This window comes from Aquirufa sp. ROCK2-A2 (genome assembly GCF_054558485.1).
Window position 1 is genome coordinate 411,363 of sequence record NZ_JBPXKA010000002.1, and the last position, 16,927, is coordinate 428,289.

Here is a 16,927-nt window from a genome sequence, read left to right on the forward strand (position 1 = left end):
TGATTATTTTAGGGTTAAGTGTACGATTGTATTTTTGATGGCAGGTGAACCTGCCACGATGGATTGAGCCAGAACTTTTCCGTAGCCATTTGACCGTACTTTGAAACCTCTATTTTCTAAATTAAAGATAGCGTCTCTCAAAGACATCCCAATCACATTCGGCACCGTTTTAGCAACGAAACTTACAGGTACATTTTGTGCCACTTTTTTGTCTAAATTAAATTTCACCCAACGGCCATCTTCTTCTATTTTCGGCAAACCAAAATGAGATGTTAAAATTTCATGATCATTGGGATGAAGAAAATTTGACAAACTAGCATTGTTTAGTGAATCAGGTAAAGTACCCGATAATCTTCTTTGCAATTTCATGTCCCTAGCATAAATATTATCCGCAATTTCTCTAAAAACAGGGGCTGTTACTTGTCGAGAATAGGTCGTCTCTGAATTACCTTGTGGATTATCCATGGCAATCAACATGGTGTATTTGGGTTTATTGGCAGGAAAATAGCCAATGAATGATGTATAATAAGTACCTTTTACATAGGCACCATTCACTAATCTTTGTGCAGTGCCTGTTTTACCTGCAATCCCATAAGGGGTTCCTTTGATGTTATTTCCCGTTCCATGTTCCACTACCCCTTCTAACATGGTTCGAATTTTCTTCAAAGTTTTTTCAGAACAAATGGGAGAAGCATCTCGCACCTGACTTTCGGTGTAATCTATTTTTACCTCTTCGCCAACAACGGCCTTTTTCACGATGATGGGTTGAATCCAATAGCCATTATTGGCAATTGCATTATAAAAACTCATCAATTGAATCGGCGTATAAGAAGTTGAATAACCCACAGAAGACCACAACATTTGATATCTATCCCATTTAGAGGGAACCGTAAATCGGGGTTTCGGATTCCTTGATCTAATTTGAAAATTGATGGGGTCAATTAAATGAAATTTTTTCAGGTAGTCATAATACTTGGATTGTTTGGTTCCAAAAGTCCGCCACATCAATTTCATTACCCCATTATTGGATGATGCTTCAATGATATGTTGAACGGTGGCGTCTCCCATGGTATGAGAATCGGTCATTTGTCTGCCAAAATAGGATGAAACCTGTGGTCCTACATGTATCATTTCGTCCAAACGTAAATCATCCTCTTCCATCATAGCCATCATCGAGGCTAATTTAAACACAGATCCTGGATCATTTGGTGTTGTAATAGCATGATTATCTGCTTCTAAATATCCCGTGGGCGATTTTTCATTTTTAGACAAGTTAGAAATAGCTCGAATTTCACCTGTGGCGGTTTCCATAACAATGGCAACTGCATAATTTCCTTTGTATAATGACAAAGCTTTCATCAAGGCTATTTCAACTATATCTTGGATGTTTACATCCAAGGTAGTTTGCAAATCATAGCCGGGTGTTGGAATCGTCTCTTTGCCACTATCCACAGGCCTCCAGGTATTTTTATCCATTTTTTCAAAGAGACCTACACCAGGAATACCTTTTAACTCTTTATCAAAACTGCCTTCAATACCTACCGCCAATTTATCTTTTAAATAACCGATGGTTCGGTAAGCCATCTGCCCGAAAGGCGCATAACGAACATTTACTTTATCAAAAACGACTCCCGTTTTCGTGGGGTCACCTTTAAACTCGCGGAAGAGAGGAAATTGCAGGACTTTTTTTCTTTCTTGAAAATCCAATAATCGATAATTGACCAATAAATAATTTCTACCATTTTTTCGGGCAGATTCGATTCTATTTTTATATTCTTCTGCCGTTCGATCTTGGAAAAAATTAGCTAGTGCAACACAAAGTGCATCGATATTCTCTTTGTATTTTTGACCAGACATTTTACTCCGGCCATACACTGTCGGATCTAAACCCAATCGATACTTGGGTAAAGAGGTAGCCAACAAACTTCCATCATGGGCATAGATATTGCCCCTCGTGGCTTCAACACTGCGTTCTTTTACATAGGTCTGATTAGCTTCTTCTCTTAATTCGGGTCCCTTAATGACAATAACCCTCCATAAAAAAAACATCAGGATCACAAAAAGGGCAAAAATAAACATGATGAAATAGGTAAATCTCTCAGTTATAATTTCACGAATATTTTTCCTTCTTACATTTGACATTCTATCGACAATTTCAATTTCCTCCTACTTATTTTCTTCTATTTTTTCATCACTAACTACCTTAATCGGCGGAATTAAACTTAATTCTAAGTTGTATTTCTTCATCTCCAATGCTAAATAACTTTGCTTAGCCGCTTTCATGTATTCAGCTTTTTGGGTAGTATAATCTGCTCTAACCTCTTGAAGTTCGGTTTTAATTTTCGCAATTTGATGTATCTCCCCATCTGCAACCATCGAATTAAAGATGTACACAATTATCAGACAAGCGACATAGATCATTTTCTTAATTAAGTCTATCGGAAGTTCACCTCCAGTTAAAGGATCTAAATTAAAAATCAAATCCAATAGACCTGATGATGATTTGTTTTTTGTTTTAGAACTACCAGTTGATTCAACATTTTTTGCCATATCTAACCTTTATATGCTATCCGAAGTTTTGCACTTCTAGATCTTGGATTTCTTTTTAATTCATCTTCAGTGGCTATAATAGGTTTTCTTGTAAACGATTCAAGTGGTTTATGCACCACACCGAACAAATCTTTGTCTTCTTTACCAAAACAATCTCCTGTTTTAATAAAATTTTTAACCAAACGATCTTCCAGGGAATGAAATGATATAATACACAATCGACCATCTTTGGCTAAGACATTTGGCGATTGAATCAAAAATTCTTCGATCACCGAAAGCTCTTGATTTACCTCAATTCTAACGGCCTGAAAAGCTTGTGCAAAATACTTAAATTCTCTAGATTTAGGAGCGATTTTGAAAAGTATTTCTTTGAATTCCCCTGTCGTTTCCAAAGGTTTTCTCGTTCGAGCTTGAATGATTGCCAGGGCTAATGTTTTTGCATTTTTGATCTCTCCATACATGCCAAAAATCTTTTGAAGATGTTCCGCTGAATAGGTATTCAACACTTGTTTGGCATCCAATGGTGCGGAAGGGCCCATGCGCATATCCAATGGACCATCAAAACGGGTGGAAAATCCCCGCTCCGCAGCATCCAATTGGTAAGATGACACACCAAAATCGGCTAGAATACCGTTCACTTCTTTGACATTATATAATCGCAAGAATTTTTCCAAATGACGGAAATTACCCGTAATTAAGGTCAAACGATCATCTTCAATTTTCTCTGCTTGTTTCCACGCGTCTGGGTCTTGATCAAAAGCATATAATCGACCATCCGGCCCCAATTTTTCCAATATTGCTTTCGAATGTCCGCCTCCGCCAAATGTCACATCAACATATGTGCCAGAAGGTTGAATGTCTAATCCTTCTATGCATTCATCCAATAAAACCGAGGTGTGATAATTTTGCTCCGACATAATTTTTTCTTGAAACAAATTTACAAATTATCCTGTGGCATTTTTCATGGAAAAGCAATTTTGTCAATATTTTTATTGCTCATTTTCTTTGATGTATCTTTGTTTCATAAACTCAACTTTTGATGAAAAAAATTTCTTGGATATTCATCCTTTGCAACTTGGCATTTTTATCATTGAAGATGCAAGCACAATCGACAAAGTCAGTAAAAAATGGTCCTTGGAGAGGAGAATTATCCTCAATTGGTGGACAATTACCTATGAATTTCACTGTTGAAAAAGGAAATTCGGACAATACGTTTAATATTAAAATTCAGAACGGTGCGGAAAGTTTCAACTTAGGTGAATCGTATTTTAGGGGCGACTCACTTGTCATCCCGTTCGACTTATATGATTCTGAAATAATTTCCGCTTTGGATTCCGATCATACCTTAACTGGATTTTGGGTCAAAAGAAGAAATGGCAAGATTATTGGAAGAATCCCATTCAAAGCAAAGCAAGGTTCCACCAAAAGATTTATCCATCTAAAACCGGCTACAATCAATGTAACAGGCAAATGGAATTCCGATTTTTGGAGTGATGAAACAAATCATAGTCCAGGAGTTGGTGTCTTTGAACAAAAAGGAAATGAAGTAACAGGCACTTTTTTAAAGCCTAGTGGCGATTACCGTTTTTTACAAGGTAATGTCAGTGGAGATAGTTTGTTTTTGAGTTATTTTGATGGAAGTGGTGTCTATTTGTTAAAAACCAAATTAAGTGGAAAAGAACTGAATGGACAATTTTCATCCGGATTTGCTGCCAAACGAATATTCAAAGGAAAATTTGATCCAAGTGCAAGTTTACCGGATTTGAAAAAATTAACTTTCCTGAAAGATGGTTATGATCGATTAGATTTTAAATTACCAGCACCTAATGGGGAGATGATCAGTTTACAAGATGATCGTTTTAAAAACAAAGTGGTCGTGATAGAGCTCCTAGGATCATGGTGCCCAAACTGCCTGGATGAGTCTAGATTTTTGGCACCTTTTTATCGAAAAAATAAAGAAAAAGGATTAGAAGTATTGGGTTTATCGTTTGAATATTCGCCAGAAATGGCCATTTCTGGACCTAAAATAGAGAATTTCAAAAAACGCATAGGTATCGATTATCCCATACTTTTTGCAGGAGTACCCAGCGATGAAACCATCAAAAAAGTAATACCGATGATCAACCAATTTTATGGGTACCCGACCACGTTCATCGTGGACAGAAAAGGAAGGGTACGAGAAATTCATACGGGTTTTTCTGGACCAGGAACAGGAGCTTATTATACAGATTGGACCATTGAGTTTGAAAAAACGATTGACCTATTATTGAAAGAAAAATAATGAAATTTTGTTCCATTCAAGTTTTCGTATGTTTCTTTTTTTTGTCCTTTCAGATAAATGCACAAGAATCTATCCTGAAAAAAAACAAACAATGGATAGCCCCGATCCTATTGGGAGGAATTGGTTTGGCATGTTATAATCAACCGATCAAGAATGCTCAATTGGAATTTCGAAATGATAATTTTCCGAACTTTCAAACAAAAGCCGATGATTTTCTACAATTCACTCCTACCCTTTTGTACATCGGAATGAATATTAGTGAAAGACTCGCTACGAAAAGCAAAGAACGATTAAAAGATCAATTCGGAGTATTTGTGATTGGAACGGGCACATATGTTCTATTAGCTCAAGTACTAAAAAGGGGCATTAATGAAACAAGACCAGATGGCAGCGATTTTGCGTTCCCTTCTGGTCATACCACAACGGCATTTTTTGGAGCAAGACTACTTGATAAAGAGTTTAGACAAACAAAACCCTGGTTAGTAGCAAGTGCTTATACATTAGCTACTGCAACTGGATTTCTTCGAATGGCCAATAATAAACATTGGGCAAGTGATGTGTTGGTAGGTGCTGGATTGGGAATTGCCTCCGCTGAATTTGCCTATTGGGTGTACCCGAAAATTCAAATGAAATTAGAAAAAAAACAAGCCTTTCGGTTTGAACCTATTTTAGCTCCTAATTTATACGCTGCCAGAGTAGCATATACATTTTAGTGAAGCAAGAGGTAGGTTAATGGAGAGAGAAAAGAGAAGAAAGAAGAGAGAAAAGAGAAGAGAGAAGAGAGAAGAGAGAAGAGAGAAGAGAGAAGAGAGAAGAGGGAAGAGAGAAGAGAGAAAAGAGAAGAGAGAAGAGAGAAGATAGAAGAGAGAAGATAGAAGATAGAAGAGAGAAAAGAGAAGAGAGAAGCATTGATTGAGCGATTCGAAGCCAAAATCATTGAGAGTAACAATGAAAATAATTTTATCAAACAATTGAACTTTTTAACCATTAAATTGCAGGGGGTAAGGGGCCACATTCCCCCAAAAAAAATTACATCATAATAGCTAATTCAAAACTTATATTTTTCATCCATCAACTGATTTTTTTCTAGCGTTTTCACTATTTTATTTTTCAAGTAAGTAAAGCGACTTAGGAGTTGAGGGAGGCGATGTGATAAATAGCATTTACTGAGCAATTCGAAGCCCAAAGCGGTGAGAAAAAGTTATCTAAATTGATAATTTAACTCTTGATTCGCAGGAAATAGGTAATAGAAATATTCGAGACTTTGTGTTAAAATAAGGGATTTGTGTTTAACACAACGGACACAAAGAGTAATCCATCCGTTTACCACGGATGGATTATTTGTTCCAAGCGATTTTAACTCTTAATTCGCATCAATAGCTAAAATTCATAATTCAATATCGATTTTGCTAAAAAATCAAATAGATCGCTGCACCAGCGAAATACCCCAACAAGGCTAAAATACCTATATTTTTAGCATACCAGCCGAACTCAATTTTCTCCATACCCATCACTGCCACACCTGCCGCTGAACCGATGATCAAAATACTACCTCCTGTACCTGCACAAAAAGCTAAATATTCCCACATTTGATGATCCATAGGGAAATCTACCAAGGAATACATACCCATGGTAGCCGCTACCAAAGGAACATTATCAACAATGGAAGATGCAATGCCAATCAATGTTACAATTACTTGTTGATTACCAAAAATATGATTTAAGCCCACCGCCAATTCTTCCAAATAGCCAAATGATTCCAAAGCTGAAATCGCCAATAAAATACCTAGAAAAAACAACACACTAGACGTATCTATTTTACTCAAGGCATGTCCAACCGTGAATGGTTTTTTGGTTTCGTCATCCTTTTCAGAATGTATAAACTCGGAAATTATCCATACAATACCTAAGGCCAACAGAATACCCATGTATGGAGGTAAATGCGTTAATGTTTTAAACACGGGAACACCTAATAAGCTTAACGTTCCAGCTATCAACATTACCTTTCCCTCTTTTTCTTCCTGAATACTTAACGGAGCAATCGATTCAGATACCCCCAATGTCATTTTTTTAACTTTTAAGGAAGCGAATAGTATAGGCACTAGTAAAGAAATTAAAGATGGAAAAATTAAACTTTTCACAATTCCCAAAGCGGAAATTTGTCCACCAATCCAAAGCATGGTGGTTGTTACATCTCCAATAGGCGACCATGCCCCACCTGCATTGGCTGCAATAACAACAATACCGACAAAATATTTCCTGGTTTGAGGATCCGAGATGAGTTTCCTTAATAGTGTTACCATGACAATAGCCGTTGTCAGATTATCCAAAACTGCAGATAAAAAGAACGTAATGATGGAACTAATAATAAGAAGTTTAACCGGATTTTGTGTCTGAATTAATTGACTTATAAAACGAAATCCTTGATGCGCATCTACCAATTCTACCAAGGTCATCGCACCCAAAAGGAAAAACAAAATTTCTGAAGTGGCTCCCAAATGATGAGTCAAAATTCCTAATTCGCTTGAACCTTTGACCAAAGCAAAAACGACCCAAACAAGAACACCTGTAACCAAGGCACTTGCTGTTTTATTAATTTTCAAAGGATGTTCAAAGGCAATTGCCAAATATCCAATGATGAAAATAACAATTGATATCAATTCCATAATGTCTCCATTTCGTAAACAAATAAAGGGGCCAAGACCCCTTCATTTGTAAATATATAAAATTGTATTCTTACTTCAACTTGGCAACGGCCGTTTTAATTCGGTCACAAGCTTCTTCTAATTGCTCATCCGCCGCTGCTGTAGAGATACGCATGCAATTGGGTGCACCAAATCCAGATCCTGCAACCGTTGCTACAAAAGCATCAGCTAATAACCAAGAACAAAAATCATCCGAATCTTTAATAAGCGTTTTACCATCAGATTTACCAAAATAATACGATATATCTGGGAATGCATAAAAAGCACCATCCGGCATATTAACTTTAAATCCTGGAATTTCTCTCAATTTTGATACCACTAACTTTCTTCTACGATCGTAAGCTGCTTTCATTTCGAAAGCATGATCCAATGTACCGTTAAATGCAGCTACTGCCGCTTTTTGTGCAACTGAATTCGTACCAGATGTTACTTGACCTTGCAATTTTTCAATTCCATCAGCAATCCATTTTGCTGCTGCTACAAAACCAATTCTCCAACCTGTCATGGCATGACCTTTAGCAACACCATTAACCGTAATCACACGCTCCTTAATTTCTGGAATAGAACCGATGGAGAAATGACCTCCCTGAGTAAAATTGATATACTCATAAATTTCATCGGCTAAAACATATATATTCTCGTGACGAGCGACCACATTGGCAATATCTCTCAACTCTGATTCGGTGTAAACTGAACCCGTTGGATTATTTGGAGAAGCAAACATCACCATTTTTGTTTTAGGTGTGATCGCAGCTTCAAATTGTTCAGCTGTAACTTTAAAATTATTTTCAAATGCTCCTTGAACAATAACAGAAGTTCCTTCCGCTAATTTGACCATTTCTGAATAGGATACCCAATAAGGTGAGAAAATAATCACTTCATCTCCTGGATTAACCAAGGCAGCTATGGCATTCGCCAAAGAATGCTTAGCACCTGTAGAAACTACAATGTTTTCTGAACTCCACTCTAACGCATTATCTCTCTTTAATTTATTTGCGATGGATAAACGCAAATCAGGATATCCCGCTACTGGAGAATAACCATGAAAACCATCATCGATTGCCTTCTTGGCAGCCTCACAAATATGTGCAGGAGTTTTAAAATCAGGCTCCCCAACTGAAAGACTAATAACTTTATGGCCTTGTGCAGCCAATTCACGCGCTTTTTTGGTCATTCCTAAAGTGGAAGATTCCTCAAGTGCTTGAATACGTTGTGCTAATAATGAATTTGACATATTTCCGGTAGAACTTATTAAAAACGATGCAAAAGTACCGTTTTCTGTCCTGAATTACTAATGAAATTGTAAAATAGAATTTAAGAATACGAAAAAAATCTAATTCGTATTACTCAGTTTAGCATAGATGCCAGTTGAATTTTTGATCAAATTTTCATGTGTGCCTCTTTCAAGAATTTCCCCTTGTTGCACCACCAAAATTTCATCTGCTCCTTGAATGGTACTTAAACGATGCGCAATCACCAAAACTGTCCGATTTTTCATCAAATTGGTTAAAGCAATTTGAACTAATTTCTCTGATTCATTATCCAAGGCACTCGTGGCTTCATCCAATATTAATATAGGTGGATTGCGTAATACAGCTCTCGCAATGGATAATCGTTGTCTTTGACCTCCGGATAATTTAGAACCTCGATCACCAATATAGGTTTGATAACCGTCTGGACTCTGCATAATAAAATCATGAGCATTTGCAATTTTTGCTGCCTCTTGCACCTGCTCTAGACTCGCTTCCGTACCAAATGCTATGTTGTTATAAATTGTATCATTGAACAAAACCGATTCTTGAGTAACAATTCCCATCATAGCCCTTAAATCATTCAAAGGAATATGTTTGATATCAATCCCATCCATTTTGATTTGCCCCTCAGTCGGGTCATAAAAACGTGGCAATAAATCTGCCAAAGTAGATTTTCCTCCACCAGAAGCCCCTACCAAGGCTAGCGTTTTCCCTTTAGGAATTTCAAATGTGACTTGATTCAACACTTTTCTTCCTTCCACATATTCAAAACCTATATTTTCGAAGGTAATCGATGTATCAAATGTCGATTTTAGAATAATCGGCTCGATGGTTTTGATTTGGGATTCCGTATCAATTATTTCCAAAATTCTTTCCGCTGAAGCAACCCCACGTTGAACACCACTAAAGGCGTCTGCTATCACTTTTGCAGGGCGCATGACTTGAGAAAAAGTAGCAATAAAGGCAATAAAAGTAGAAGCACTTAATCCACCTTGACCATCAATCACCAAACTTCCTCCGTACATCAAAATGCCTGTGATGACAAAAACACCTAAACTTTCCGACACCGGCGAGGTTAATTCTTGTCGATAACGCATTTTCAAAAAAGAATGACGGTAATTGGAATTGGTTCCACCAAATTTCGAGTCCATCATAGGTTCCGCCCGAAAGGCTTTCACCACTCGCATGGCTCCAAAAATTTCATCCAAATGACTGATCAATGCACTCAAGTGATGCTGTACCAAACCTGAATCTCTTCTTAATTTTCGGGAAATCAAGGCAATAAAACCCCCTGATAAAGGCAAAATTGAAAGGGAAAACAAGGTCAATTTCAAAGACATACTTCCTAAAAAGATAAAAAACAGCACCAAAGAGAAAATTTCTTTAAAAACAGCTGTAAATGCCCTTCCGATACTATTTTCTACCTCCTGAACATCGGTGGTTAATCGAGCCATCAAATTTCCTTTTTTCTGCTCACTAAAATATCCTAAATCCAAACGAATCGCTCGTTCAAAAACAGCTTGTCGCAAGGAGGCAATGGTGTCTCCTCCAACAGCCGCAAGAATACGTTGAGAAAAATACCGGAAAAAATTGGATAAAATAACAGATGCAATGATCGCTAAACATGCATATTGCAAGGCTCCCAAACGACCATAATTTTCAAGAGCATGATAAAAATAATGATTGAATAAAAAGGAAAAATAACTAGGGCTTAAACTGAAATCTGGAATATTTCGGTAAATGGCAAAATCGACTTTAGATGTTTGAAAAAACAAAACATCTAAAAGTGGGATCAATAAAGTGAAGTTTAAAATACCAAATAAGCTGGCAAAAAACGAAAATCCGAAGTACGGAACAATGTACTTTCGAATAGAGCCGGCATAACTTAGTAAGCGAAGATATGTTTTCAACGATTATTTTTTCAAAATTTGGGTTAAATTACAATAAATTTCAATTTAACTCCCAAATTTCCTATTTATCGATGTCAATTCCTAAAAGAATCTTATTTGATGCAGAAAGAATGAAATACCCCAATACTGGTCTATTTCATTTTTGCAAAGAACTCGCCTCAGCTCTCCATCAAGAAATGGATTCACAAAAGGAAGAACTTGAAATATTGACCAATCAAAAATCTTTTACACTTTTTCCTTCCAAATTATTTCGAAAATTACAATTTTGGCATAAAGTAATTCTGCCCTCCAGCAAAAACATCGATGTGTGGCAGGCAAGCCACCAAGATACCCAATATTATCCCTACCGTAAAAAGGTACCCATCGTTTTAACCATTCAAGACATTAATTATTACCATGATCCTAAGAAAAGCAAGGCAAAAAAACAGGCTTTTTTAGCGGATTTGCAGAAAAAAGTGGACGCAGCCAGTTATTTGATTTTCATTTCCGAATACACGCAAAAAGATGTAGAAAAACACTTAAATATTCAAGGTAAACCTCAAAAGGTGATTTATAATGGCTGTAATTTGCCTCCACAAATTCCAGCAAATTCCACCATTCCATCCGAAAATATCCCGTATTTATTTACCATAGGTACGATAACGGACAAAAAAAATTTCCACGTGTTGCCACGCTTATTGGTTAATTCAAACTACCTATTAATTATTGCAGGTATCGTTCAAAGTGACAAATACCTACAAAAAATCAAGGATGAAGCTGAAAAATTAGGTGTTCTTTCACAAGTGAAATTTGTTGGCGCAGTGGATGATGTTCAAAAAGCAATGTACTTTGAACATTGCGAAGCATTGGTTTTTCCATCCTTAGCAGAAGGATTTGGCCTACCCGTTATTGAAGCGATGCATTTTGGAAAGCCCGTATTTCTTTCAAAATACACTTCACTACCTGAAATTGGTGGAGATGTAGCCTATTATTTCGACTCATTTGAAGGCGAATCCATGCGAAAAACATTGTCAGAAGGATTCCAACATTACCTCGAAAATAACCCAAAACTTGCTATCCAACAACGATCTCAATTATTCAGCTGGAAAACAGCTGCCAAAGAATACTTAGAAATCTATCGAACTTTTTATTAATCTACTTCAACAATCGATAATTGCGGTATTCCCCAATCCGGATTCCAGTTAAATCCTCGATTTTTTGAAGAACTTTTCGACGTAAACTCATTTTCTTTCGCAATTGCTTTGGGTCAAAATGGAAAGGCCAATTCTGCGAGTCGATTCGGGCTTGCATGAATTTGGGATGTGTTCCTTCAAAGCGTGTAAGTCGTTCCGCGTTTTCAAAATCAAATTCATAATCGATGGGTACATTAGCCGCCATCCAAGCATCGTCACGATAAAAATGTTGAAAATTTCGAACTTTATTGTTTAAACCTTGAGGCGGCTTTACCCAACCATAATGATTGATAAAAGCGGGAATCAATTTGACTGCTAGTTTCTGACCAGATTTTCTGAAACCTTGTGCGTCTTTATAGGAATGAATATCTGAAGAAAATCGAACTATGCGTACTTCTCTTCGATACCACCTCCTCGAATCAGCAACAAAATCATAGGACCCATAAAAATGTCGATAATGAAAAAGTAATCCTTCCACCTGTACATCCGATAGGTATTTTTGCATTTCCTCTTGAATAACTGCTAAATCATTTTCATGCACGCACTCATCCCCCTGAATGTAAAACGCCCAATCACAATCTTTGGAAATGGCCTGATAGGCCTTGTTCGTTTCCAATGCAAATGTCTTTCCGCCCTCCCGCTGACTTTCGTCCCAAACCGTTTCGATGATTTTAATTTTAGGAGAATTGATGGATTGAATCAATTCCAAAGTGCTATCCTCCGATTTACCCACGGCCACTACAAATTCATCGCAAATAGGAAGTATGGATGAAATGGCCTCAACAATGGAATAATCATTTTTGACAGCATTTCTAATAAAGGTAAAACCAGCAACTTTCATCTTAATATTTCACTTGAATTCCGTGGTATTTTTCTTGCTCCACATAATCCTTGCGTAGGGGATGACCTTTCCAATCTTCTGGCAACAAAATTCTACGTAAATCCGGGTGTCCCTCAAAATGTACACCCACCAAGTCGAAGGCCTCTCGTTCATGCCAATCAGCCGTTTTCCAAATCGAAACCAATGACGAAACAACAGGTAATTGATTGTCTTCCAACAATCTTGGTAGAACTACTTGAAGGTGTAATGTTTGGTGATGCGGGATGGAATAAAGGGTATAGATTAATTCTAATGTACCTTTTTCGGGTCCATTGTCGATGGCAGTTAAACAAGATAATTGATCAAAATAACAGGCTGGATTCCTCCATAGAAAATCGCAAATAGCTAATAAATCCTTTGAGTCTATGGTAATTCTTTGCAAAGATTCATTCCATTCGGGTTGAATGGCCAAATTACTTTCAAGAAGTGATGGAATAAAATCGACAGACATATTAATTTTTATTTAAAGCTTCCAAAATTCGTTTGGGAGCCACCAATGTTTCTTGATTGATTTTTTCTTGTAATTTAATGATTCCACCCAAAAGTGCTTCTGGCCTAGGAGGACAACCTGGCACATATACATCTACCGGAATGACACGATCCACACCTTTGACCACGTGGTACCCGTGTTCCCAATAAGGACCTCCACAATTTGCACATGAACCCATGGAAATCACATATCGAGGTTCAGGCATTTGCTCGTACAAACGTCTTATCCGATCCGCCATTTTAAAAGTTACCGTACCTGCAACAATCATCACATCGGATTGACGAGGGGAAGGACGTGGAAATACCCCAAAACGATCCAAATCATAAGCAGAAGCAAAAGCCTGCATCATTTCAATGGCACAACATGCTAATCCAAAACTCATGGGCCACAAGGAACTCGCTCTAGCCCAATTCAATAAATCCTCGACTTTCGTGATGACATATCCTTCCGTTTGAAATTCTTGATCTAATAAACTCTTCATCATTTATCGAATTATCGTGAGCTCTCCAACCACTTCAGGATAATCCTCTTCTGGTTTGATGGAATATACATAAGTTCCCGTTGGAAGCTTATATGGATTTACAGTGGCATCAAATTGGGGTTTATTACCCTTGCTAGTAAAAACTTGTTGTCCCCAACGATCAAAGATTTTAATAATCACCCCAGAATAAATATCCTTATCGGTAATATTCTCAATCATCCACACATCATTGGCCGCATCCGTATTGGGAGTCATTACATTATAGGGATGAATTCTTGGTAATACCTTGATGATAACTTCAGCGGTGGCTGGGTTGACACAACCTTCTTTAACACCCGTAACCTTAAACTTTAACGAATAAATTTTATTCAAATTTTCCGGCGAAAACCTCGAATCAGAAAATTTAAATAGCGTGTTTAAACTATCTAATGGAGGGATTAAGAGTCCGCTGATTTCTGACAATTCTTCCCATTTCCACACAACTTTGGGATCTCGAGAACCGTTCACAGGAATAGTTACATCTTTAGGCTGCCAATTAGTAATTACTGGATTTATGGCTTTGGGGTTGGGTGGGTCCCCACCTATCAATACTATTTTTTCTTGAGCGGAAACCCAAGGACAACCTGCTTGCGAATAACTTTGAAATGATTGACTCCAAAGGACAATTAGGCCAATAACACTGCATTTTGTCCAAGAAAATGATAATTTTAGTATTTGATACATAAAGCTTTTACGAATTCACACCAAAGGTTTTGTAAATATACCTAAATTCACAAAATTTTTACCTTATGTCGTTTACCCATTTTTTTGATACCGAATTAGGCAAACTCAAGGGAGTAACTCCCCAAAGGCTTTCTTTGCTTCAAACCGAATTGGGATTATTCACTTATGGCGACTTAATTCAATATTATCCATTCCGTTACGAAGACCGAACAATTATTCTTCCCATTCATCAAATAAAGGATGACATGGAACATGCACAATTTGTTGGGCGAATTCGGTTCGTAGAAAAACTGGGGAATGGTCCCAAACAAAGGCTTGTCGCACAATGTTGCGATGAATCTGGTTGCATTGAATTGGTTTGGTTTCAAGGTATCAAGTGGGTGGAAAAATTGCTTAATTCTGGGGCCGACTATCTTTTCTATGGAAAACCCGGAAGTTTCAATGGCCAAATGCAAATGACACATCCTGAAATGGAATTGTATAAAGGCAGGCAACTCACCGAAAAATATTATCATCCTGTTTATCATTTAACGGAAAAATTACGTAAAAAATACATCGATAGTAAGGTCATAGCTCAATTACAGAAAAACCTGTTGGCTATCGCATTTCCTTATATCCGAGAAACATTACCATCTGAAATTATTCAGAAATTCAAACTAATCTCTAAACAAGAAGCCCTCTACCAGATTCATTTACCGCAGTCGGAAAATTGGTTACACCAAGCCAACAGACGACTGAAATTTGAAGAATTATTTTACAATCAATTACGCTTAATCAAGCAAAATTTGATTCAAAAGAAGAGCTATCAAGGTCAAGTCTTTTCTTCGGCGGCCTTGTTGACGAATTTCTATAACAATCACCTCCCCTTTCAATTAACGGAAGCTCAGAAAAAAGTGATTCGAGAAATCTTTTACGACATGCGATCTGGACAGCAAATGAATCGTTTGTTGCAAGGGGATGTTGGTTCCGGGAAAACCATTGTGGCATTTATCTGTATGCTCTTAGCCATTGATAATGGTACTCAAGCTTGTTTGTTGGCACCAACAGAAATTCTATCCGATCAACATTATCAGGGCTTGAAGGTCTTTGCCGATTTATTAGGCATCAAAATTGCCAAATTAACAGGCTCAACAAAAAAGAAAGACCGAGTGGGTTTATTGGAAGATTTAGCTTCTGGCGAATTACAAATTTTGGTGGGTACACATGCCCTTTTTGAAGATGTGGTTCAATTCAAAAATTTGGGCTTATGCATCATCGATGAACAACATCGATTTGGCGTGGCACAAAGAGCTAAACTTTGGGAAAAGAATAAACATATTCATCCGCATGTCTTGGTCATGACAGCCACACCCATTCCTCGGACATTGGCCATGACGCTCTATGGTGATTTAGATATTTCCATCATTGATGAATTGCCTGCGGGTAGAAAGCCTATCCAAACAAAACACAAATACGATTCACATCGACTTGAGGTTTTTGGATTTATTCAAAATGAAATCAACAAAGGGCGACAAATTTATATCGTATATCCATTGATTGAAGAATCCGAAAAAATGGATTTCAAGGACTTGATGGATGGACACGAAAGCATTTCACGTGCGTTTCCAGGTGTACCTCTTGGTATTTTGCATGGCAAAATGAAACCTGCCGACAAAGATTTCGAAATGGCACGGTTTGTGAAAAATGAAACCAAAATCATGGTCGCTACTACGGTGATTGAAGTAGGTGTCAATGTTCCCAATGCAAGTGTCATGATCATCGAAAGTGCAGAGCGATTTGGTCTTTCTCAGTTACATCAATTAAGAGGCCGTGTGGGTAGAGGAGCCGAACAAAGTTATTGCATTTTGATGACCAGTTTCAAAATTGGCGCTGACACCAAAAAACGTATAGAGACCATGGTGCGCACCAATAATGGATTTGAAATTGCGGAAGTCGATTTACAATTAAGAGGCCCAGGAGATATTTCAGGAACCCGCCAATCAGGTGTGATCGATTTAATGATTGCCGATTTAGCCAAAGATGGAGAAATTTTGAAAGTTGCCCGCGAAACCGCCATGGAAATCCTTCATTCGGACCCCGATTTAACCCTTGAAAACCATTTGGTTATCCGCGAGCAAGTCGCACATTTAAAGAAAGATGCAACCAATTGGGCAAAAATAAGTTAAGAGATATTTAATGTAAGTTGAAACCTTTGTGTTAAAAAATCAAGAATAAAACTTTGACTGTGCGGCGCAGAATCCAACAGGGTTAAGATGAGCCATGAAAATAATTTTATCAAACAACTGAAATTTTAAAGCATTAAATTGCAGGGGGTAAGGGGCCCCATTCCCCATAAAATTTGGTGTGCATAATCACAAATTGAAAACTTATATTTTTTATCAAATAAATGATTTTTTAAAAATCCTTTACTCTCTTCTCTTTTCCCATTTTCTCTCTTCTCTCTCATTGTCTGAACTATGATTCATTTGATTTATGTGATGGT

General features: G+C 37.4%; 15 protein-coding genes. 5 read left to right on the forward strand and 10 right to left on the reverse strand.

Annotation, left to right across the window (positions count from 1 at the left end; translation table 11 throughout):
• Window positions 1-3 precede the first annotated feature (3 nt).
• Genes V7S76_RS04870 through rsmH form a run of 3 tightly spaced genes read right to left on the reverse strand, consistent with a single transcriptional unit; the run spans window position 4 to window position 3,467 of the window.
• Complete coding sequence (locus V7S76_RS04870; protein WP_459508932.1) at window positions 4-2,142, reverse strand: penicillin-binding protein; 2,139 nt, start codon at window positions 2,140-2,142, stop codon at window positions 4-6.
• A gap of 24 nt (window positions 2,143-2,166) precedes the next feature.
• On the reverse strand, window positions 2,167-2,550 hold the full coding sequence (locus V7S76_RS04875) for an FtsL-like putative cell division protein (protein WP_459508934.1): 384 nt from the start codon (window positions 2,548-2,550) through the stop codon (window positions 2,167-2,169).
• Between the two features lie 2 nt (window positions 2,551-2,552).
• A complete protein-coding gene (gene rsmH, locus V7S76_RS04880) occupies window positions 2,553-3,467 on the reverse strand; it encodes a 16S rRNA (cytosine(1402)-N(4))-methyltransferase RsmH (protein WP_459508935.1) in 915 nt (304 codons plus the stop codon).
• Between the two features lie 122 nt (window positions 3,468-3,589).
• Here rsmH and V7S76_RS04885 point away from each other — a divergent pair, with 122 nt between their 5' ends.
• From V7S76_RS04885 to V7S76_RS04895, 3 genes are read left to right on the forward strand one after another with little or no spacing between them, the layout of a single operon-like run.
• Window positions 3,590-4,831: a peroxiredoxin family protein gene (locus V7S76_RS04885; protein WP_459508936.1), complete on the forward strand. Its 1,242-nt coding sequence runs from the start codon at window positions 3,590-3,592 to the stop codon at window positions 4,829-4,831.
• Entirely contained in the window at window positions 4,831-5,544 is a 714-nt protein-coding gene (locus tag V7S76_RS04890; protein WP_459508937.1) for a phosphatase PAP2 family protein, read from the forward strand. Before V7S76_RS04885 ends, V7S76_RS04890 begins: the two co-directional genes overlap by 1 nt.
• 19 nt (window positions 5,545-5,563) lie before the next feature.
• Window positions 5,564-5,692 (forward strand): hypothetical protein, encoded by a 129-nt coding sequence (locus V7S76_RS04895; RefSeq protein ID WP_459508938.1) that lies wholly within the window; start codon window positions 5,564-5,566, stop codon window positions 5,690-5,692.
• Between the two features lie 548 nt (window positions 5,693-6,240).
• Here the strand turns inward: V7S76_RS04895 and nhaD are convergent.
• From nhaD to V7S76_RS04910, 3 genes are all read right to left on the reverse strand, one after another.
• On the reverse strand, window positions 6,241-7,497 hold the full coding sequence (gene nhaD, locus V7S76_RS04900) for a sodium:proton antiporter NhaD (RefSeq protein WP_459508939.1): 1,257 nt from the start codon (window positions 7,495-7,497) through the stop codon (window positions 6,241-6,243).
• Between the two features lie 70 nt (window positions 7,498-7,567).
• On the reverse strand, window positions 7,568-8,770 hold the full coding sequence (locus V7S76_RS04905) for a pyridoxal phosphate-dependent aminotransferase (RefSeq protein ID WP_459508940.1): 1,203 nt from the start codon (window positions 8,768-8,770) through the stop codon (window positions 7,568-7,570).
• A 99-nt stretch (window positions 8,771-8,869) separates the two neighbouring features.
• Window positions 8,870-10,699 carry an ABC transporter ATP-binding protein gene (locus tag V7S76_RS04910; protein ID WP_459508941.1) on the reverse strand — a complete coding sequence of 610 codons (1,830 nt, stop codon included), beginning with the start codon at window positions 10,697-10,699 and terminating at the stop codon, window positions 8,870-8,872.
• 71 nt (window positions 10,700-10,770) lie between these two features.
• Between V7S76_RS04910 and V7S76_RS04915 the strand changes: the two genes are divergently transcribed.
• Complete coding sequence (locus V7S76_RS04915; RefSeq protein WP_459508942.1) at window positions 10,771-11,832, forward strand: glycosyltransferase family 4 protein; 1,062 nt, start codon at window positions 10,771-10,773, stop codon at window positions 11,830-11,832.
• Between the two features lies 1 nt (window position 11,833).
• Here the strand turns inward: V7S76_RS04915 and V7S76_RS04920 are convergent, their stop codons facing one another.
• Genes V7S76_RS04920 through V7S76_RS04935 form a run of 4 tightly spaced genes read right to left on the reverse strand, consistent with a single transcriptional unit; the run spans window position 11,834 to window position 14,445 of the window.
• Window positions 11,834-12,712 (reverse strand): glycosyltransferase family 2 protein, encoded by an 879-nt coding sequence (locus tag V7S76_RS04920; RefSeq protein ID WP_459508943.1) that lies wholly within the window; start codon window positions 12,710-12,712, stop codon window positions 11,834-11,836.
• A 1-nt stretch (window position 12,713) separates the two neighbouring features.
• Window positions 12,714-13,202: an NADH-quinone oxidoreductase subunit C gene (locus V7S76_RS04925; protein ID WP_459508944.1), complete on the reverse strand. Its 489-nt coding sequence runs from the start codon at window positions 13,200-13,202 to the stop codon at window positions 12,714-12,716.
• Between the two features lies 1 nt (window position 13,203).
• Window positions 13,204-13,725 carry an NADH-quinone oxidoreductase subunit B gene (locus V7S76_RS04930; RefSeq protein WP_459508945.1) on the reverse strand — a complete coding sequence of 174 codons (522 nt, stop codon included), beginning with the start codon at window positions 13,723-13,725 and terminating at the stop codon, window positions 13,204-13,206.
• Entirely contained in the window at window positions 13,726-14,445 is a 720-nt protein-coding gene (locus V7S76_RS04935) for a gliding motility-associated C-terminal domain-containing protein (RefSeq protein ID WP_459508946.1), read from the reverse strand.
• Window positions 14,446-14,510: 65 nt separating this feature from the next.
• Between V7S76_RS04935 and recG the strand changes: the two genes are divergently transcribed.
• Complete coding sequence (gene recG / locus V7S76_RS04940) at window positions 14,511-16,610, forward strand: ATP-dependent DNA helicase RecG (RefSeq protein ID WP_459508947.1); 2,100 nt, start codon at window positions 14,511-14,513, stop codon at window positions 16,608-16,610.
• The last annotated feature ends 317 nt before the right edge of the window (window positions 16,611-16,927 follow it).